This window comes from Pseudomonas sp. PONIH3 (assembly GCF_002934345.1).
Classification (GTDB): Bacteria; Pseudomonadota; Gammaproteobacteria; order Pseudomonadales; family Pseudomonadaceae; genus Aquipseudomonas; species Aquipseudomonas soli.
Genome location: NZ_CP026386.1, coordinates 614,271 through 632,479, shown reverse-complemented (window position 1 = coordinate 632,479; position 18,209 = coordinate 614,271). Strand labels below are relative to the sequence as shown.

The 18,209-nt window shown below is 65.1% G+C and carries 23 protein-coding genes; 13 read left to right on the top strand and 10 right to left on the bottom strand.

The window, feature by feature from the left end; translation table 11 throughout:
- The first annotated feature begins 109 nt into the window (after positions 1–109).
- On the top strand, positions 110–1,264 hold the full coding sequence (gene macA, locus C3F42_RS02930) for a macrolide transporter subunit MacA (protein ID WP_094012107.1): 1,155 nt from the start codon (positions 110–112) through the stop codon (positions 1,262–1,264).
- Positions 1,265–1,266: 2 nt separating this feature from the next.
- A complete protein-coding gene (locus C3F42_RS02925; protein ID WP_052062195.1) occupies positions 1,267–3,270 on the top strand; it encodes a MacB family efflux pump subunit in 2,004 nt (667 codons plus the stop codon).
- A 55-nt stretch (positions 3,271–3,325) separates the two neighbouring features.
- Here the strand turns inward: C3F42_RS02925 and C3F42_RS02920 are convergent, their stop codons facing one another.
- Positions 3,326–3,973, bottom strand: coding sequence for a helix-turn-helix transcriptional regulator (locus tag C3F42_RS02920; protein ID WP_023632066.1), 648 nt, complete (start codon positions 3,971–3,973; stop codon positions 3,326–3,328).
- Positions 3,974–4,196: 223 nt separating this feature from the next.
- Here C3F42_RS02920 and hisN point away from each other — a divergent pair, with 223 nt between their 5' ends.
- Together hisN and C3F42_RS02910 are read left to right on the top strand one after the other, a co-directional pair.
- Positions 4,197–4,988, top strand: coding sequence for a histidinol-phosphatase (gene hisN / locus C3F42_RS02915; RefSeq protein WP_104443933.1), 792 nt, complete (start codon positions 4,197–4,199; stop codon positions 4,986–4,988).
- Between the two features lie 24 nt (positions 4,989–5,012).
- Positions 5,013–6,059 (top strand): metal-dependent hydrolase, encoded by a 1,047-nt coding sequence (locus C3F42_RS02910; RefSeq protein ID WP_104443932.1) that lies wholly within the window; start codon positions 5,013–5,015, stop codon positions 6,057–6,059.
- A gap of 80 nt (positions 6,060–6,139) precedes the next feature.
- Here C3F42_RS02910 and C3F42_RS02905 read toward each other — a convergent pair whose 3' ends face one another.
- Together C3F42_RS02905 and C3F42_RS02900 are read right to left on the bottom strand one after the other, a co-directional pair.
- Positions 6,140–6,322 (bottom strand): hypothetical protein, encoded by a 183-nt coding sequence (locus tag C3F42_RS02905; RefSeq protein ID WP_104443931.1) that lies wholly within the window; start codon positions 6,320–6,322, stop codon positions 6,140–6,142.
- 101 nt (positions 6,323–6,423) lie between these two features.
- Entirely contained in the window at positions 6,424–6,735 is a 312-nt protein-coding gene (locus C3F42_RS02900; RefSeq protein WP_094012109.1) for a hypothetical protein, read from the bottom strand.
- Between the two features lie 161 nt (positions 6,736–6,896).
- On the opposite strand from C3F42_RS02900, the gene C3F42_RS02895 reads away from it, so the two are divergent.
- Complete coding sequence (locus tag C3F42_RS02895) at positions 6,897–7,718, top strand: shikimate 5-dehydrogenase (protein WP_104443930.1); 822 nt, start codon at positions 6,897–6,899, stop codon at positions 7,716–7,718.
- A 115-nt stretch (positions 7,719–7,833) separates the two neighbouring features.
- Here the strand turns inward: C3F42_RS02895 and C3F42_RS02890 are convergent, their stop codons facing one another.
- From C3F42_RS02890 to C3F42_RS02880, 3 genes are all read right to left on the bottom strand, one after another.
- Positions 7,834–8,079 carry a hypothetical protein gene (locus C3F42_RS02890; protein WP_023630255.1) on the bottom strand — a complete coding sequence of 82 codons (246 nt, stop codon included), beginning with the start codon at positions 8,077–8,079 and terminating at the stop codon, positions 7,834–7,836.
- A gap of 95 nt (positions 8,080–8,174) precedes the next feature.
- Positions 8,175–8,702: a lactoylglutathione lyase gene (gene gloA, locus C3F42_RS02885; RefSeq protein ID WP_023630254.1), complete on the bottom strand. Its 528-nt coding sequence runs from the start codon at positions 8,700–8,702 to the stop codon at positions 8,175–8,177.
- Between the two features lie 206 nt (positions 8,703–8,908).
- Positions 8,909–9,265, bottom strand: a complete 357-nt coding sequence (locus C3F42_RS02880; protein WP_031314950.1) for a histone-like nucleoid-structuring protein, MvaT/MvaU family — start codon at positions 9,263–9,265, stop codon at positions 8,909–8,911.
- 344 nt (positions 9,266–9,609) lie between these two features.
- Between C3F42_RS02880 and C3F42_RS02875 the strand changes: the two genes are divergently transcribed.
- Both C3F42_RS02875 and cobF read left to right on the top strand, forming a co-directional pair.
- Positions 9,610–10,899, top strand: coding sequence for an OprD family porin (locus C3F42_RS02875; protein WP_094012111.1), 1,290 nt, complete (start codon positions 9,610–9,612; stop codon positions 10,897–10,899).
- A gap of 64 nt (positions 10,900–10,963) precedes the next feature.
- Positions 10,964–11,713, top strand: a complete 750-nt coding sequence (gene cobF, locus C3F42_RS02870; protein ID WP_031314949.1) for a precorrin-6A synthase (deacetylating) — start codon at positions 10,964–10,966, stop codon at positions 11,711–11,713.
- Between the two features lie 36 nt (positions 11,714–11,749).
- Here the strand turns inward: cobF and C3F42_RS02865 are convergent, their stop codons facing one another.
- Entirely contained in the window at positions 11,750–12,055 is a 306-nt protein-coding gene (locus C3F42_RS02865; RefSeq protein WP_094012112.1) for a hypothetical protein, read from the bottom strand.
- A gap of 160 nt (positions 12,056–12,215) precedes the next feature.
- On the opposite strand from C3F42_RS02865, the gene C3F42_RS02860 reads away from it, so the two are divergent.
- Genes C3F42_RS02860 through C3F42_RS02850 form a run of 3 tightly spaced genes read left to right on the top strand, consistent with a single transcriptional unit; the run spans position 12,216 to position 14,337 of the window.
- The gene (locus tag C3F42_RS02860; protein ID WP_232888228.1) at positions 12,216–12,839 is read left to right on the top strand and encodes a secretin and TonB N-terminal domain-containing protein; all 624 of its coding nucleotides are present in this window, start codon (positions 12,216–12,218) and stop codon (positions 12,837–12,839) included.
- A 17-nt stretch (positions 12,840–12,856) separates the two neighbouring features.
- Positions 12,857–13,399: an RNA polymerase sigma factor gene (locus tag C3F42_RS02855; protein WP_094012113.1), complete on the top strand. Its 543-nt coding sequence runs from the start codon at positions 12,857–12,859 to the stop codon at positions 13,397–13,399.
- Positions 13,400–13,428: 29 nt separating this feature from the next.
- Positions 13,429–14,337, top strand: a complete 909-nt coding sequence (locus C3F42_RS02850) for a DUF4880 domain-containing protein (RefSeq protein WP_094012114.1) — start codon at positions 13,429–13,431, stop codon at positions 14,335–14,337.
- On the opposite strand, the gene C3F42_RS02845 is transcribed toward C3F42_RS02850, so the two are convergent.
- Together C3F42_RS02845 and C3F42_RS02840 are read right to left on the bottom strand one after the other, a co-directional pair.
- Positions 14,330–14,923, bottom strand: coding sequence for a type II secretion system protein GspJ (locus C3F42_RS02845; protein WP_104443929.1), 594 nt, complete (start codon positions 14,921–14,923; stop codon positions 14,330–14,332). The genes C3F42_RS02850 and C3F42_RS02845 overlap by 8 nt on opposite strands.
- Positions 14,920–15,354: a GspH/FimT family pseudopilin gene (locus C3F42_RS02840; protein ID WP_094012116.1), complete on the bottom strand. Its 435-nt coding sequence runs from the start codon at positions 15,352–15,354 to the stop codon at positions 14,920–14,922. The genes C3F42_RS02845 and C3F42_RS02840 overlap by 4 nt, the downstream gene beginning before the upstream one ends.
- Positions 15,355–15,470: 116 nt before the next feature.
- Here C3F42_RS02840 and C3F42_RS02835 point away from each other — a divergent pair, with 116 nt between their 5' ends.
- A complete protein-coding gene (locus C3F42_RS02835; RefSeq protein WP_052062196.1) occupies positions 15,471–15,911 on the top strand; it encodes a general secretion pathway protein GspC in 441 nt (146 codons plus the stop codon).
- Here C3F42_RS02835 and C3F42_RS02830 read toward each other — a convergent pair.
- Positions 15,893–16,372, bottom strand: coding sequence for a GNAT family N-acetyltransferase (locus C3F42_RS02830; RefSeq protein ID WP_023631011.1), 480 nt, complete (start codon positions 16,370–16,372; stop codon positions 15,893–15,895). The genes C3F42_RS02835 and C3F42_RS02830 overlap by 19 nt on opposite strands.
- A gap of 243 nt (positions 16,373–16,615) precedes the next feature.
- Here C3F42_RS02830 and C3F42_RS02825 point away from each other — a divergent pair, with 243 nt between their 5' ends.
- Together C3F42_RS02825 and C3F42_RS02820 are read left to right on the top strand one after the other, a co-directional pair.
- Positions 16,616–17,236: a LysE family translocator gene (locus C3F42_RS02825; protein ID WP_104443928.1), complete on the top strand. Its 621-nt coding sequence runs from the start codon at positions 16,616–16,618 to the stop codon at positions 17,234–17,236.
- A gap of 18 nt (positions 17,237–17,254) precedes the next feature.
- Positions 17,255–18,127, top strand: coding sequence for an alpha/beta fold hydrolase (locus tag C3F42_RS02820; protein WP_104443927.1), 873 nt, complete (start codon positions 17,255–17,257; stop codon positions 18,125–18,127).
- Positions 18,128–18,209: the final 82 nt, after the last annotated feature.

The following is an 18,209-nucleotide window of genomic DNA, read 5'->3' as shown; positions in this document are numbered from 1 at the left end:
CACCGTCGTGAGAGCGGGCTTGCAAAGCGATGGCGTCACCTTGGAGTGGCGTTATCGCGGGGCAAGCCCGCTCCCACGGGACCTCATCAGCTTCAGGAAGAACGGTTTCATGGAAAAGACGAAGTTTCGCAAGATCACCCTCGGTGTCGCCGTGGCCCTGGTCGCCGGCATCGTGCTCTACGCGGTACAGGCCCCAGCCAAGCCGCCGCAGTACATCACCGCCACGGTCGAGCGTGGCGATATCGAAAACGCGGTGCTGGCTACCGGCACCCTGGAAGGTATCCGCCAGGTCGACGTCGGTGCCCAGGTTTCGGGGCAGCTCAAGTCGCTCAAGGTCAAGCTTGGCGACAAGGTCACCGAAGGCCAGTGGTTGGCCGAAATCGACCCGCTGGTGCCGCGCAACTCGCTGCGCCAGGCCGAGGTCGACGCCGAGAAGCTGCAGGCCGAGCGGCGCTCGGTGCAGGCCAAGCTCAAGCAGGCCAAGCGGGTCTACGAACGCTACGACGTGCTCCAGGCCGACGAGTCGATCTCGCGCCAGGACTTCGAGAACGCCGAGTCCGAATTCGAGGTGCAGCAGGCCAACCTGCGCTCGCTGGACGCGCAGATCAAGAGCGCCCAGGTGCAGATCGATACGGCGCGGGTCAACCTCGGCTACACCCGCATCGTCGCGCCGATCGATGGCCATGTGGTGGGTATCGTCACCCAGGAAGGGCAGACGGTGATCTCCAACCAGCTGGCGCCGGTAATCCTCAAGCTCGCCGACCTCGACACCATGACCATCAAGGCCCAGGTGTCCGAAGCCGATGTGATTCATATCAGCCCCGGCCAGCAGGTGTACTTCACCATCCTCGGTGACGACAAACGTTACTACGCCAAGCTGCGCGGCACCGAGCCCGCGCCGCAGAACTACCTGGAAAGCAGCGACAAGAGCGGCGGCGCCGCCAAGCAGGCCAGCGCGGTGTTCTACAACGCGCTGTTCGAGGTGCCCAACCCCGAGCACCGCCTGCGCATCTCGATGACCGCCCAGGTGCGTATCGTCCTCGACACCGCCCTGGGCGTGCTCACCGTGCCGGTGGCGGCGCTGGGGCCGCGCGATGCCGACGGCAGCTTCCCGGTGCGGGTGCTCGACGGCAAGGGCTTCGCCCAGGTGCGCAAGGTCCAGGCGGGGATCAACAACAACGTCAAGGTGCAGGTCAAGGACGGCCTGGCCGAAGGTGACCGCGTGGTGATCGGCGAGCCGGTGTCGGGCGAGGCGGGGGCGTGAGCATGAACATGAACGTGGAACTGTCGCCGGCACGGGCGGTGTCGGCGCTCGAGGACCAGCCGCTGCTGCGCCTGGACGGGGTCAGCCGCAGCTTCATGGCGGGCGACCGCGAGTTCCTGGCTCTCAAGGGCATCGACCTGGAGATCCATGCCGGCGAGCTGGTGGCAATCATCGGCGCTTCGGGTTCGGGCAAGTCGACGCTGATGAACATCCTCGGTTGCCTGGACCACGCCAGCGCCGGCAGCTACCAGGTCAGCGGCAAGGAAACCCGCGATCTCGACGACGACGCCCTGGCTGCGCTGCGCCGTGACCACTTCGGTTTCATCTTCCAGCGCTACCACCTGTTGCCGCACCTGGATGCCCTGCGCAATGTCGAGATCCCGGCGGTGTACGCCGGCGTGGCGCAGGCCGGGCGTCATGCCCGGGCGCGGGAGCTGCTGGGCCGCCTGGGCCTGGGCGGACACCTGGCGCACCGGCCCAGCCAGCTGTCGGGGGGCCAGCAGCAGCGAGTCAGTATCTGTCGGGCGCTGATGAACGGCGGCGAGGTGATCCTCGCCGACGAGCCGACCGGAGCCCTCGATACCGCCAGCGGCAAGGAAGTGATGAACATCCTGCTGGAACTGCACGGCGCCGGGCACACGGTGATCCTGGTGACCCACGACCCCAAGGTCGCCGCCCATGCCGAGCGGATCATCGAGGTCAGCGATGGGCAGATCGTCAGTGACCGGCGCACCGGCGCCGAGCCGCCCGCGCCGATCGCCGAGGCGGCGCCGGCCCGCGAGCAGGCGCCACGGCGGCTGGTGGCCAGCCTCGGGTTGTTTCGCGAGGCCTTCAAGATGGCCTGGATCGCCCTGGTCTCGCACCGCATGCGCACCTTGCTGACCATGCTCGGGATCATCATCGGCATTACTTCCGTGGTGTCGATCTCGGCCATCGGCGAGGGCGCCAAGGGCTACGTGCTCAAGGATATCCAGGCGATCGGCAGCAACACCATCGACATCTACTCCGGCACCAGTTTCGGCGACAGTCGGGCCAAGGCCATCGAGACCCTGGTGCCGGCCGACGTGATCGCGCTCAACGAACTCTATTATGTCGACAGCGCCACCCCGGTGATCGGCCAGAGTTCGCTGGTGCGCTACCGCAACATCGACGCCGACGTGCAGCTCAACGGCGTCAGCGAGCAGTACTTCCAGGTGCGCAACATCCCCCTGGCCGCGGGGATCGTGTTCAGCGCGGACGATGCCCGGCGCCAGGCCCAGGTAGTGGTGATCGACCACAACACGCGCAAGCGCCTGTTCGGCGACGGCGTCAACCCGCTCGGGCAGGTGATCCTGGTCGGCAACTTGCCGTGCACGGTAATCGGCGTGACCGCCGAGAACAAGAACCTTTTCGTCGCCGGCAACACCCTGAACGTGTGGATGCCCTACGAGACTGCCGCCGGGCGTGTGCTTGGCCAGCGCCACCTGGACAGCATCAGCGTGCGGATCAAGGACGGCATGCCGAGCAAGCGGGTGGAGGAGGAGGTCAACAAACTGATGCTGCAGCGCCACGGCACCAAGGATTTCTTCACCAACAACCTCGACAGCATCATGCAGACCGTGCAGAAGACCAGCCGCTCGCTGACCTTGCTGCTGTCGCTGATCGCAGTGATTTCGTTGGTGGTGGGGGGGATCGGGGTGATGAACATCATGCTGGTGTCGGTCACCGAGCGCACCCGCGAGATCGGCATCCGCATGGCGGTGGGGGCACGGCAGTCGGATATTCGCCAGCAGTTCCTGGTGGAGGCGGTGATGGTCTGCCTGATCGGCGGCGTAATCGGGATCGGGTTGTCGTACGGGATCGGCTATCTGTTCGCGCTTTTCGTCAAGCAGTGGGAGATGGTGTTTTCACTGGGGTCGGTGGTCACGGCGTTCGTCTGCTCGACCTTGATCGGCATCGTGTTCGGCTTCGTGCCGGCGCGCAACGCGGCGCGGCTGGACCCTATCGAGGCATTGGCGCGGGATTAGGCCTGAAGGCGAGCGCTATATGCATGGCGCTCGCTCCCAAGTGTCCTGCGGGAGACTAGATTTCGGCATACATCCAGCGCATCAGCGAGTGGCGTCCGCTGATGCCCAGCTTGATCGCCGCCCGGCGCAGGTAACTTTCCACCGTATTGACCTTGAGCCGCAGATGCTCGGCCTGCTGCGGCGCCGTGCGCCCGGCCAGCAAACCCTCGCACACCTGCATTTCGCGCTCGGACAGGCGGATGCCGGTCTGACGCAGGCGCTCGAGAAAGCGCTGTTCGAGGCTGTCGGGGTCTGCGGGTAGCGGCGCGGCAGGCTGCAGGGCATTGATGTGTTTTTCCAGCATGGGCAGCAGCAAGGGCGAAATGTCCTCCAGCCGGCTGCGATCGGTTGCTGAGAAGCCAGCGCGGGTGTCGGCCCGCAATACGGTGATTTCGTAGCGGAAACCATCCTTGCGCCGGGCCAGGTGCAGGCGCGCCGGATCGTCGAAGCCGTCACCCGTATCGCCGGCGCTGAACACCGTCTCGCTGATCAAGGTCGCGTCTGGCTGGCTGGCGCAAGCCGGGTCGATGCGCAGTTGGCGGATATGCGTGGCATCGATGGTCAGGTGGGTCTGGATCAGGTCGTGCAGGTGCCGGGGGAAATGGCGGCTGCCGGTACTGGCTATGACTTTGCCGATCTGCGGAAAGAGCAGGTGCGAATTCATCGTGTCATCCATGATAGGCGGTGGAACGGAGGCCCTTGCGCCAGCAACCAGCATCCTTGACTGTCGGCCGGGCCATTGGGCTGCTAGCTATCCTAGTACAAGGAATCAGTGACGGTTAAATGAAGCGGCGATAATGGCATAACAATATCATGGGTGACGCCAGAGGTGTGTCAAGGCACGACTCGGGTATGATGCGCATCCCATCCAACAACGAGACCGCCCCATGTCCCTGAGCGCTGAACAGATCGGCGAATTCCGCTCTTTCTCCGAGCAACTGGCCGATGCCGCCGCGGCGGCGATCCAGCCGTACTTTCGCGCCAGCCTGGATGTCGAGGACAAGGGGGGGCGCCTGTACGACCCGGTGACCATCGCCGACAAGGCCGCCGAAGAGGCGATGCGCGCGCTGATCCAGGCCCGCTATCCCACCCACGGCATACTGGGTGAAGAGCAGGGCGCGGCATTGGGCAGCAGCCCTTTGACCTGGGTGCTCGACCCGATCGATGGCACCCGCGCCTTCATTACCGGCCTGCCGCTTTGGGGCACGCTGATCGCCCTCAACGACGGCACCCGCCCGGTGCTCGGGGTGATGAACCAGCCGTTCACCGGCGAACGCTTCATCGGCACCCCGCACGGCGCCTGGCGCAATGATACGCCGCTGAAGACCCGCGCCTGCGCCGACCTGGCGTCGGCCACGCTGATGTGCACTACCCCCGACATGTTCGACACCCCGGCGCGCAAGGCGGCGTTCGAGGCGGTCGCCAGCAAGGCCCGGCTGATGCGTTATGGCGGTGATTGCTATGCCTACTGCATGCTCGCGTGCGGATTCGTCGATGTGATCGTCGAGGCCAGCCTGCAGCCCTACGACGTGCAGGCGTTGATGCCGATCATCGAAGGCGCGGGCGGGGTCATCACCTCCTGGGATGGCGGCTCGGCCCAGGACGGCGGCTGCGTGGTGGCGTGTGGCGATCCGGCGTTGCATGCGCAGGTACTGGCGATGTTGCGTCACGCCATCTGATAGCCCCTGCACGAGACGTTTGCCGTGGACTCAATCACCCAAGCCGTGCTCGGCGCCGCCCTACAAGGCGCCGTCCTGGGCCGTATCCAGGGCCGCCGTTCGCTGATCTACGGCGCCGCCCTGGGGACATTGCCCGACCTGGATGTAGTGATCCGCTATGCCGATCCGGTGTCGCAGATGACCTTCCACCGTGGCTTTTCCCATTCGATCTTCGTCCTGACCGGCCTGGCCCTGTTGCTGGCCTGGCTGGTCACCTGGCGTTGGCCAGGCCGAGGCTATACCCCTGGCAGGCTGTTCCTGGCCTTCTGGCTGGCGCTGGTCACCCACCCGGTGCTCGATGCCTTTACCGTCTACGGCACCCAGTTGTTCTGGCCCCTGCACCTGACGCCGGAGAGCTGGGCGGCGGTGTTCATCATCGACCCGGTGTATACCGTGCCGTTGCTGCTGGCGGTGGGCTATGCGGCGATCAGGGGCCTGAAGGGCAGGGCGACCGCGATGTTGTGCCTGGCACTGGGATTCAGCACGCTGTACCTGGGTTTTGGCCTGGCCGGGCGCATGGCCGCCGAGCAACGTTTCCACCTGGCCTTGCAGGCGCAGGGGATCGAGGCCAGTGAGGTCCGGGCGGTGCCCATCGCTTTCAACAGCCTGATCTGGCGGGTGCTGGCGAAAACCCAAGACGGCGATTACTACGAGGGCGTGAGCAGCGGGTTCGATCGCGAACCTCCGGAGATGCTGAAGCAGTCGCGCAATCTGCAGGTAGCCAAGGTGCTTGCGGGCGCACCGCTGTACGAGCGTCTGCGCTGGTTCACCGACGACTGGCTGCGCTACGACGTCATTGGTGACTCGCTGGTGGTCACCGACCTGCGCATGGGCATGCCGGGCAACTACAGTTTCCGTTTCGAGATGGCCCGACGTGACGCCGCGGGGCGATGGGCGGTGATCCAGCCCAGGGGCTGGGTTGGTGGCGGTGCCGCCTCCCTGTTCGATGGCGAGCGGTTGGGCTTGATCTGGCGCCGTATCCTCGACCAGCAACCGCCACTGCCACTTGCCATGTGGGCGGGGCATCTGTAGGCGGCTGGTTGGCGAGCAAAAAAAGCCCGCCGGGTGGCGGGCTACAAGGGCTTAGGGAGCAACACACAACAAATTCGGGGTCAGGCGACGAAGGTCTGGTCTAGCAAGCGGCCGGCCAGGGTCTCGGCGCAGCGGCGGCTGGTCAACGGGCCACTGATGGCTTCACCGTCGCGCAGCAGGTACCAGCAGGCCAAAAGACCTTGTTGGCGCAGGCTGCTGGGGACTGCGCTGCCGACAACGGACATGATCTGGATCGGGGCCATGGTGGATCTCCTCTCGAACATGGCCCTACCTTACCCAGGCGCCTTCGGGGTTTGAAATCAATGTCCTCGATAGTGGTCATTGCTTTTATCAACTATGCCGCTTACCAGCGCGGCGGGCCGTAGTACACCGGCGGCGGGGCGGGCACATAGCGCTCGACCACGTAGGGCTGGTAATACACCGGCGGTGGCGGCGCCTGTACATAGACCGGTGGCGGTGGATAGTAGGCCGGCTGGCGTTCGACGTAGACGGTGCGGTCGTGGCCGCCCGATACGGCCGCCCCGACCACCGCGCCCACCACGGCCGCGCCGATTACCGGCCCCGGGCCGTACCAGCCGCCACCATGGGCCGAGGCTTGCCCGCTGATGGCCAGCGCGCCGACCAGCAGGGCGATTCCGGGAATGAAACGCTTCATGGTGACACCTCGCAAGACAACCCCACGTTCGGGGTCTGTCTACTATGACCGCAGCCTCGGTCAACTGCGCCCTGGCAAAGGGTAAAGGTTGTGTAAGGGGCGACCGGCGGCAGGGTCTGGTACGCTGGCGCAATCGATTCAGCCATGACAGAGGAACCGCGATGAGCCATTCACCGAGCAGGGACACCGTGTTGTGCATTTCCCTGGCCGGGCGCCCCGGTACGTTCGGCGTGCGCTTTCACAACCATCTGTATCAGCAGTTGGGCCTGGACTATTACTACAAGGCCATGACCACCCAGGATCTGCCGGCCGCCGTGGCCGGCATCCGCGCCCTGGGTATTCGCGGTTGTGGCGTATCGATGCCCTACAAGGAAGCCTGCCTGGCCCTGGTGGACGAGGTCGACCCCTCGGCGGCGGCCATCGACTCGGTGAACACCCTGGTCAATAGCGCAGGCCATCTGAAGGCCTACAACACCGACTACCTGGCGGTACGGCAACTGCTGGCCGAGCGGCGGATCGACCCGGCGACCGGCTTCGCCCTGCGCGGCAGCGGTGGCATGGCCAAGGCGGTGGCCAGCGCGCTGCGCGACGCGGGCTTTGGCGACGGCATCATTGTCGCCCGTAACGAGCAGGCCGGGCGGCAATTGGCGGATGTCTGCGGCTATCGCTGGCTGCCTGAACTGCAGGACCGTTGCCCGCCGATGCTGATCAATGTCACGCCGATCGGCATGGCCGGGGGCCCTGAGGCCGACCAGCTGGCCTTCAGCGAAACCGCCATCGCGGCGGCCGAGCGGGTATTCGATGTGGTTGCCCTGCCGGCACGCACACCGCTGATCCGCGCCGCCGAGGCGCTGGGCAAACCGGTGATCACCGGTCTCGACGTCATCGCGCTACAGGCGCTGGAGCAGTTCGTGTTGTACACCGGGGTTCGGCCGACAGCCGAACAGGTGGCGGCTGCCGTGGCGTATGCCCGTGAAGGTTGATTGGGTATAGAAGGGTGCCGTATCGCCGGCAAGCCGGCTCCCACACTGTTCGCTTCGCCTGTGAGCGAAGCGCAATCTCTGTGGGTGCTGGCTGCTGGCTGCTGGCGTAGGGTTATCAGAACACCCGCTGATCCTTGTCATCCAGCTGCTGGTCAACCAGCGCCCGGCCATGGGCCAGGGACACGTGCTGGGCATTCTCCAGGTCGGCAAAGAACTTCATCGGCATCGATAGTCGCCTGCTGCTGTGGCCGGCAGGGTCGGTGATCACGCAGCCTGCAGCATAGGGCAGGGGCGAGTCGGGGTGGGGCATCACGCTGGCGGTGATGGTGTGGTCGCGGTATTCACAGTGAAGGGTTTGCATCGTCCTTACCTCGCTGTGGCTTGGAACAGGAGTTACTTCCATATACCACAGCGAGGGGCCGGGAGTTCCCGGCCCGACGAGCGCACCTGTGGGTATCAGCCCTTGAGTTCGGTCGGCTGGATGACTTCGACCCAGTAGCCGTCCGGGTCCTTGACGAAGGCCAGGTGGTTCATGCGGCCATCCTGCAGGCGCTTCTGGAACGGGACGTCCAGCGCCTCGAAGCGGGCGCAGGCAACACGTACGTCCGGTACCGAAATGCAGATGTGGCCGAAACCGCGTGGGTCGGTGTTGCCATTGTGGTAGGCGAACTCGGGGTCGTTCTCGGTGCCGTGGTTGTGAGTCAGCTCGAGTACGCCGGGGATCGATTTCATCCACTGATGACGCTCGGCGTCATCGGCAGGAATCTGCGCCGGGTCGACCAGGGCCAGGAAATACAGGCTGAAAGCCGCTTCCGGGAAGTCGCGCTTGTCTACCAGGCGAAAGCCCAGCACGCGCGTGTAGAAATCCAGGGACTTCTCGATGTCCTTCACCCGCAACATGGTGTGGTTGAACACGAATTGGGCGGTGGCGGTATCGGGTTGGGCGGTAACGCCGGGCAGGGTTTGCAGATCGTGCAGGCTCATGGGAACTCCGGAATCAGGGCCTTGAACAGGTTTGCCATGATACGGAAGTCAACCGGCAGCGCAAATGAAAGCGCCCCGCACGAGTGCGGGGCGCCAGAATTAGAGGCCCGCATGTGCGGGCGCGTGATGGGGTCGCTAGTCCTTTAGCTGGTTCGATACTGGGCCTGCGGGTGTGAAAAAAGTGTGAAGCGGGTGTAGAGGTTTCATCAGCGCACCCAACTTTCCACCGTCTGTGCCCCGTACTGTTCCTTCCAAGCCTTCAGCCCGCGGTGGTTGCCGCCTTTGGTCTCGATCAACTCGCCAGTGTGGGGGTTCTCGTACACCTTCACGACCCGTGGGCGGCGTTGCTGCTTGACGGCGGTCGGTGCACGGGTCACGGCTTTCGGATCGAGAATGGCGATGATATCGCGCAGGCTCTTGTCATAGCTCTTCATCAGGCCGACTAGTTTCTGCTCGAATTCGATTTCGCGTTTAAGGCCGGCATCCTTTTTTAGCGCTTCCAGTTGTGCCATTTGTTCCTTGAGCGCTTTTTCGGCAGCACGAAACTCTGCAAGTCTGGACACTGTCATCACTCCTGTAAGTGCCGTGGCTTGGCGTGACGAACATAAACCTGGACTAAACGCCGGCCACGTGGATGGGTATAGCTGTTCGTTGATTGTGAGTGTAGTAGTCGACTGCACGAGGGTAAACAGCAAACTTTTAATGCATTAGCCGGGAACTTTGCAGGTTTCTCGCGCGGTGTTCGACGGGGCCCGGCACAAGGCCTTAGACCATCGTCCCATGGCCTGGACTAGAGCCTTTGGTGGAAAATTACCGATGATGGTCGAGATGTATTCGGCTTTCGCGTAGTGCCGGTGCAGATGACTGCCCGGATGGTTTTTCGTCTTTCTTCTGGATGTTCCCTCGCATGTTTGCCCCTTTCCCCCTCGCCCCCGGGCGCCGAGTTGCCGGCTTGTTCTTCCTGTGTGCCGGTGTCAACGCCCAGGCCGCCGGTTTTCTTGAAGACAGCAGTGCCAAGGTCGAAGCACGCAATGTCTATTTCAACCGAGATTTCCGTGACGGCCACACCACTTCCAAGCAAGGCGCGTCGAAGCGCGAAGAGTGGGCGCAGGGTTTTATTCTCAATGTCCAGTCCGGCTATACCCAAGGCCCGGTCGGATTCGGCGTGGATGCGCTGGGCATGCTCGGTTTCAAGCTCGACTCCAGTCCCGCCGACAGCAATAGCGGGCTATTGCCGTCGTCCGGGCATGATCCACGCCACTCCGCCGACCAGTACGCCAAGATGGGCGTCGCCGGCAAGGTGAAGGTCTCCAATACCGTGCTCAAGTACGGCTCGATGATGCCAGATGTGCCCCTGTTGAAGTACAACGACGGACGCCTGCTGCCGACCATGTTCCATGGTGCCTGGCTGACCTCCGAGGAAGTTCGCGACCTGAAGTTCACCCTGGCGCGTTTGAACCAGTACACCGCACGGGACTCCACCGACCGCCAGGACATCCGCGTGCACTGCAAGAACAAGCGCTATGCCTGCGATATCGAGGCCGACCACTTCGACCTGGCCGGCGTCGACTACCGCTTCAACGACCGTGTCAGCGCGCAGTACCAGGTGTCCAAGCTTGAAAACATCTACCGCCAGCACTTCCTCGGGCTGGTCGCCAGCCAGCCACTGGAAGTCGGAACGCTGTCGGCGGACCTGCGGGTGATCAAGAGCGACGACATCGGTAATGCCCGTGCCGGGCGCATCGACCACCGCGCCTTCAGCGGCATGCTTGGCTACAGCCTGGGTGGGCACAAGCTAAGCGCCGGCTGGCAGCGCATGTACGGCGACAGCGCCATGCCGTACTTAGACGGCACAAACCCCTACCTGGTCAACTATGCCCAGGTCAACGACTTCGCCGCCGCCCAGGAGCGCTCCTGGCAGGTGCGCTACGACTACGATTTCAAGGCCCTGGGCGTGCCCGGCCTGACCTTCTTCACCCGCTACATCAATGGCGCCAATGTGAAGGTCCCTGGCAGCAACGCCGAAGGCAAGGAATGGGAACGCGACAGCGAGCTGAAGTACCAGGTGCAGAGCGGCACCTTCAAGGACGTCAGCGTGCGCCTGCGCAACTCCACCTACCGCAGCAACTACGAGAAGTGGGCGCGTGACATGGACGAAACCCGGGTCATTGTCAGCTACAACTTCTCGATCTTCTGACCCGCTTTGCCAAACGGCCGGTGGTCGGTCGACAATGACCACCGGCAACCAGGCAGGGCAGGCGATGAAACAGCTTCTACTGATCGGCATCGGACCGGGTGATCCTCGCCAGGTCACCTACGAGGCGGTGGAGGCGCTGCGGCGCGCCACGGTGTTTTTCGTCCTCGACAAGGGCAGCGACAAGGACGAACTGGTGCACCTGCGCCGGGCCATCCTGGAGCGCTACCTGCCCGAGGGCGGTTATCGTCTGGTGCAAGTCGAGGACCCGCGCCGAGACGGCCAGGCGCCGGACTATGTTGGCGCCGTGCAGGACTGGCATGCCCAGCGCGCCGCGTTGTACGCCCGGCTGATCGAGGATGAGCTGGGCAGCGATGATATCGGCGCGTTCCTGCTATGGGGCGAGCCGGCGCTGTATGACAGCACCCTGCGAATTCTCGACCTGGTCCGCGAACGCGGCCTGGCGCTGGCCTTGCAGGTGATTCCCGGCATCAGCAGCATCCAGGTGCTGGCCGCCCGTCACCAGATCCCGCTCAACCGTATCGGCGAGCCTCTGACCGTGCTGCCGGGCCGACGCCTGGGCGAACAGTCGCGGATCGACAATGTGCTGGTGATGCTCGACGGCCAGTGCGCGTTCGCCGCCCTGGATGATCCGCAACTGGTGATCTACTGGGGCGCCTACCTGGGCACGCCGGACGAGCTGCTGGTGAGCGGGCCGTTGCAGGCGGTGAAGGCGCGCATCCTCGAGTTGCGCGATGAGGCGCGGCGGCGCAAGGGGTGGATCATGGATACCTATCTGCTGCGTCGTGAAGAGTAACCCGGGGCAGGTGATTCGAAACGCCTGTCAGGCACTTCAAGGCCGCTGTGGCACCACCGAACTGCCAAAGCTGCTGCCCATGCGCGTCGAGGTCGCCGCCGGTGTCGCCAAGCCCATCTGGTTTGGTGCCCTGCGCTGCATCTGCTTGACCGGGTCGAGCTGATCGCGCAGGCCCTTGGCGGCGCGCGGATCGGCCCCTTGCAACTGTCGGGTCAGACAGTCGTAGGCCAGTGCCCGCGCCTGCCCGACCTGCACGTCGATGCAGCCCTTGGGCGGTTCGGCCAGCGCCGGCAGGGCGCAGGCCAGCAGCAGGGGCAAAGTGATCAGCGACAGTCGGGCCATGATGCTTCTCCGTGCAGTTATTCCTTGCGCCAGTCTATCCGCTGCCGGCATGGGACGGGGTGAAGCTTTGATTGCCGCGGCCTGTCACCACAGCGTCATACACAGGCCTCAGGATGACGTTTCCCCGGCGACGGCGGCCAGCAAGGAGGCCTGATCTCCCGTGCGTGCATTGCTTGTAGTCGGCGCGCTGATACTGGCTTGGCTGGTGGCGGCGCCAGGGGCGCGTGGCCAGCCGTTACTGACCTTCGACATACCGGCGCAGGCGCTGGACCGGGCGCTGGACACCTTCGGCCGGCAGAGTGGCCTGGCGGTGCTGGTCGACCAGGCGTTGCTCGCCGGCCAGCGCTCCAGCCTGCTGCGCGGCCGCTACACGGCGCGCGAGGGTTTGCAGCGCTTGTTGCAAGGAACCGGCCTGCAGGCGCGTCACGGCAGCGGTGGATTCACCCTGCAACCGTTGCGCCTGCGCACAACGCCCGGGCGTGGACGCAGTGAAGGCCCGGCGTCGGGCAGTTATGCGGTGGCATTGCAACACGCGGTGGAGCGCGCCCTGTGCGCTTGGCCGTCGACCCGCCCGGGCAGCTACCGGGCGGCCATGCAGGTCTGGATCGATGCCAGCGGGCAACTGGTGCAGAGCCGGCTGTTGGCCTCCACCGGCGACTTCGCCCGCGATGCCGCGCTGGTCGAGCGCTTGCAGGCGGTACGCCTGGAGCAGGCGCCGCCGACTTCACTGGCACAGCCGCTGACCCTGTTGCTGCGCCCGGAACCTATGGATTGCCCTCTTTAGCAAGGAGCTGTGGCGGCATGAAAAAACCTCGGGACAGTGCGCTGGTCAAGCTGTTTCTGACCTCCTACGACACCTTCAGGGTCCGCCTGAGGCGCCGGCTTGGCTCGGATGACCTGGCCAACGACGTGCTGCAGGAAACCTACCTGCGGGTGGATCGCATGGACGCCGCGCACGACCTGCACAAACCCGGTGCCTACCTGTACCGCATGGCCTTGAACGTCGCCGCCGACCGCCGCGAGGCCGATGCCCGGCTGCTCACTGGCGCCGAGATCGAAACGCTGCTGCAGGTGGCCGAGGACCAGGACCCGGCTCGCATCGTCGGTGGCCAGCGCGAGATCCAGAACCTGCTGGGCGCGCTCTACGAGTTGCCAGCCCGGCGCCGGCGGATCTTCATCGCCGCGCGGCTGGAGGAGGCCTCGCACCAGGAAATCTCCCAGCGTTTCGGCATCTCCACACGCACCGTGGAAAAGGAACTCAAGGCGGCACTGGGGCATTGCGCGATGCGTCTGGACAGAAAAGTGTTTCAGCGCTTCGGTCCTGGCGCGGGAAAACCGTCTTGAACGATAGTCGACCTCTTCATGTGAGCACCATGCCCCAGATTCCGCCCGATCCCGACTTGCAGCGCCAGGCCCAGGGCTGGCTGTTGCGGCTGACCTCCGGCCAGGCCACCCAGGCCGATGCCCGGGCCCTGCACCAGTGGTGCGCGCGCAGCCCCGCGCACGCCGAGGCGTTCGCCCAGGCGCGTCAGCTCTGGTGTTTGCTCGGGCCTGCGGCGCAACAGGTCAGCCAGGCGCCATCGGCGCCGCAGCTCGGGCGTCGGGCACTGCTGGGCGGGGCGCTGGCCGCGTCGCTGGCGGTGGTTGCCTGGCGTGGCGGCTGGCTGGACGAGGCCATGGCGCCGCCTGCGGCGTTCGCCACCCAGGTGGATGAGCAGCAACGGGTGGAGCTGGCGCCAGGGATCAAGCTGGAACTGAACGTGCGCACGCGCGTCAGCCGCGAGGCACAGGGTATCGCCCTGCTGGCGGGCGAGATCGAAGTGCAGGCCCACCAGCCCATGCAGGTGCGGGCGCAGGAGGGGGTGATCAGTACCGAACAGGCTCGATTCAATGTGCGCGAGGACGACGATGGCGTCTGCGTCACCTGCCTGAGTGGCGAGCTGCGCATCTTTGCCCAGGGCCGGCTCGAGGCGCTGCCGGCCGGCCGCCAGTTACGTTATGGCGCGCAAGGCGTCGGCGTGCCCGAGGCCTTCGACATTGGCCAGGTGACGGCCTGGCGCGAGCGCATGCTGGTGTTCCGTGATGCACCATTGACCCAGGTAATCGACGAGATCAACCGCTACCGCCCCGGGCGCCTGGTACTGCTCAACCCGTCACTGGGGCGCCGCCGGGTGCAGGCGCGGTTCAGTTTCGATCAGTTGCGCCAGGCCGCCGAACTGATCCGCGTCGCCTATGGCGCGCGCTGCCTGGAACTGCCCGGCGGGGTGGTGCTGGTCAGTTGAATGGCCCCAGCACCTGGCGGTAGTGTTCCTCGCCCTGGGGACCGCGCCGGTTCAGGCGCACCTCGAGCCCGACGGGGTTGTCGTCGGCCTCGCTGGCCGGGGAGCGCCAGCCGCCCTTGGCCTGCCAGGTGCGCAGGCTGAATGCGCTGACGTTGTCCAGCACCGCCACCGCGGCTTTCGGCGCGGGCAATGGGAAGCCTTCGCGCAGTGGCGCGGCGGCGCGGTACAAGGTGCTGCCGCGCACATACCAACGCACCCGCTGCAGGCCGCTGCCAGCCACGGCACCGGCGCGCACCAGCTCCAGGCGCTCGGCGCGGGCACGCATGGCGGGCAGCAAGGGCTTGCCCGGCGGCTCGTGGCCGGGCAACACCGGCTCGACCAGTTCCACCGTGGCACGCAAGGCCAGGTCGCGCTCCAACTGCTGCAGCACACGCATCACCGCCTGATGCTCATCGCTGGCCTGGCGCAGATGCCGGTCGGCGCGGCTGACGCTGTCCAGGCCACGCCAGGCGATCAGGCTGACCACCGCCATCAGCAGGATGGCGATCATCACTTCGATCAAGGTAAAACCGCGTTGGCGGGTCATGGCTGGCTCACCCGCACCTGCCCGGCGGCGTTGCGCGCCAGTTCCAGACGCAGCGTGCCGCTGTGCAGGCGCAGTGTCAGGGGGGCGCCGATCCACTCGCCATCGAGCCATACCGCGCCACGGGGCTCGGCCTGCACCTTCACTGTCTCGGCCTGCCAGCGGCGCGGCTTGAGTGGTCCCTCCGCCAGCACCTGGCCATCGGCGCGTACGAAGCGGTAGCCGTCGCGGTCGCTCTGCCAGCGCAGCGGCTGACCGTCGGCCTGGGCTTCGCTTTGCGCCAACTCCAGCAAGCGCGCCAGGCGCTCGCCGTCTGCGCGCAACTGCTTGCCCGGATCGGGGCGGATGTTCAGGCTGATGGCGGCACTGGCGATACCGACGATCACCAACACCACCATCAGTTCTATCAAGGTGAAACCACGTTGTCCGTTCACGGCGCGCTCCTTGTCCTGGCAAGGCAGCTTGCCCGAGCAAGATGATCGGCGTGTGAAACAAAACCGTGAGAATCACCCGGTATGCTTGGGCGCAGGCACACAAGGAGCGCGTGACCATGCGTATCGTTCGTCCCAACTTGTCACTCGGGCTGTTGTTGCAGGCGCTGGGGTTGCTGGTCGCCATGGCCGGGCTGGCGACCTGGGGGCAACTGTTGTGGCCGCCAGCGGCGGGACAGGCCACGGCCCGGGCTGCCGACGCCCCGGTAGTGGCCGAAACAGCGGCCGGGCGATGGTTTGCCGATATTCCCCTGCAGGTGCAGATCCAGGTCAGCGGGGTGATGGCCGGCAGCCAAGGCGCCGTGGCCATCGTCAGCCTTGACGGCGGCCCGGCACGCGCCGTGCGCAGTGGCGAGGAGCTGGCTCGCGGGGTGCGCCTGGTGGCTATCGAGAGGCGCGGCCTGGTGATCGAGCGCGGCGGCCAGCGCAGCCGCGTCGAGGTGCCGGTACTGGCCCAGACGGCGTTTCCGGGCGAGGCGCCTCAGCCTTCGGCGAACTGACGCAAGCGTTCGCCGTCGAGACGATAGCGGATCCACTCGTCCTGCGGCTCGGCGCCCAGAGACTGGTAAAAACCGATGGCCGGCTCGTTCCAGTCCAGCACGCTCCACTCCATTCGCCCACAGCCGTTTTCGACAGCTTCGCGGGCGATATGCCGCAGCAGCTTGCGCCCCGCGCCGTCACCGCGTTGCTGCGGGGTGACGTAGAGATCCTCGAGGTAGATACCGTTGCGCCCCAGCCAGGTGGAGTAGCTGTAGAAATAAACGGCGAACCCGATGGCCTGGCCGTCGCGCTCGCAAATCAGGCTACGCACCGTGCTGCCTGCGTCGAACAGGCTGTGCTTGATGTCGGCGAGGGTCGCCACCACTTCGTGACGGGCGCGTTCGTAGTCGGCCAGCTCGGTGATGAAGGCCAGGATCTGGGCAGCGTCGGCAAGGACTGCGGGGCGGATGGTCACGGGCATGATGGGGCTTCCTTGTGCGGGATAGGTTGGGCAGGCTTCAGTAGTGTCAGGTAGGACGAGGGGAGGCCGCCAGGTGTCTGGCGGAAGATTTGCCGCGCTTTGCTGTGACGATGGCGTGGAGGCACGCAATTGAGTGAAACAGAAATGTGTATTCATTCAATTTCGCTTAACTGTACCGGTCATTTCCTACAAGCCTCCGCTACCGTGGCATTTCGATAATCAGAAAAGCCGGAAACCGCCGCCATGCTTGCCTCGCTCGATCTGCTCAGCGCGTTCGTCCTGTTCGCCTTTGTCTCTTCCATCACCCCCGGTCCGAACAACACCATGCTGCTGGCCTCGGGAGTCAACTTCGGCGTGCGTCGGACGATTCCCCACGCGCTGGGCATCAGCGTCGGCTTCATGGTGATGGTGCTGGCGGTTGGTCTCGGGCTTGGCGAGGTGTTCAAGGCCTGGCCACCGTTGTACAGCATCCTGCGCTACGCGGGCGCGGCCTACCTGTTATACCTGGCCTGGAAGATCGCCACCTCCGGGCCGATGTCCGGCGACACCGATGGCAGCCGCAAACCGCTCGGGTTCTGGGGTGCCGCGGCGTTCCAGTGGGTCAACCCGAAGGCCTGGGTGATGGCGATCGGGGCGATTACCACCTACACCCCGGCCCAGGGCTACGTATTCAACGTGATCGTCATCGCCACGGTGTTCGCCCTGGTGAACCTGCCCAGCGTCGGCATCTGGGTGATGTTCGGCAGTGCCTTGCGCAACCTGCTGCGCAATCCGCGCGCGGTGGTGCTGTTCAATGTCCTGATGGCCGTGCTGCTGGTGATTTCACTGTATCCGCTGCTGTTTGTAGAATCGGCGTTTTCCTAGAGCCGATGAGTGCAGTCGATGGAGTTGATTCCCTGGTCCCATGAATGCGCCGAAGGCTTCACCCTGCGCGGATGGCGAACCCCCGCCAGCGGCAGGCCGCTGTTGCATTTTCTGCATGGCAACGGCTTCTGCAGCCTGGCCTACCAGCCCATGCTGATGCGCCTGGGTGAACATTTCGACCTGTGGCTGAGCGATGTCCAAGGCCATGGCGACAGCGACCATGGTGGCGTGTTCCTTGGCTGGAACCGCACCGCAGCACTGGCGGTGGAAGCCTTCGAGGCCGGGCGTGGCGAATACGGCGACGTGCCGCGCTTCGCCTTGGGCCATAGTTTCGGCGGCGTGCTCACCGGCTTGATCCTGGCCGCCGAGCCGCAGCTCTTCCAGCGTGCGGTGTTGCTGGATCCGGTCCTGTTCAGCCGGCGCATGATCGGGGTGATGGGGGCCGCCGCCATGGTCGGCTTGCATCGCCGTCATGCCCTGGCGCGCAAGGCGGCCACCCGCCGCAGTCATTGGCCCGACCGTGAGGCGGCCCAGGCCTCGCTGCAGGGGCGCGGTATCTTCAAGGGCTGGACCGATGCGGCCTTGCAGGCTTATGTGGAACATGCCATCGGCGATTGCGGGGAGGGAGTGGTGCTCAAGTGCCGGCCCAGCCGCGAGGTGGAGATCTTCAGCTCGTTCCCTGAGCGCATGTGGCAGCAATTGAGCCGTATCCAGACGCCGACGCGGATCCTGTACGGCGAGCACACCTATCCGTTCGTGCCGCACTCGGTGCAGCGCCTGGTGGCGCTCAATGGCCAGGTGAGCGCGCAGCAGGTAGCGGGGGGACACTGTTTCATGCAGGAAGATCCGGTAACGGCCACAGAACAGGTGGTCGCTTTCCTGCAGCATTGAAAGTGGTCCGCTCGCAGGGCTGATCTGCTGTCCATTTTGCGACGATTGAAGGTCTGTTCGCGAGCGAACGACAATCTCAGAT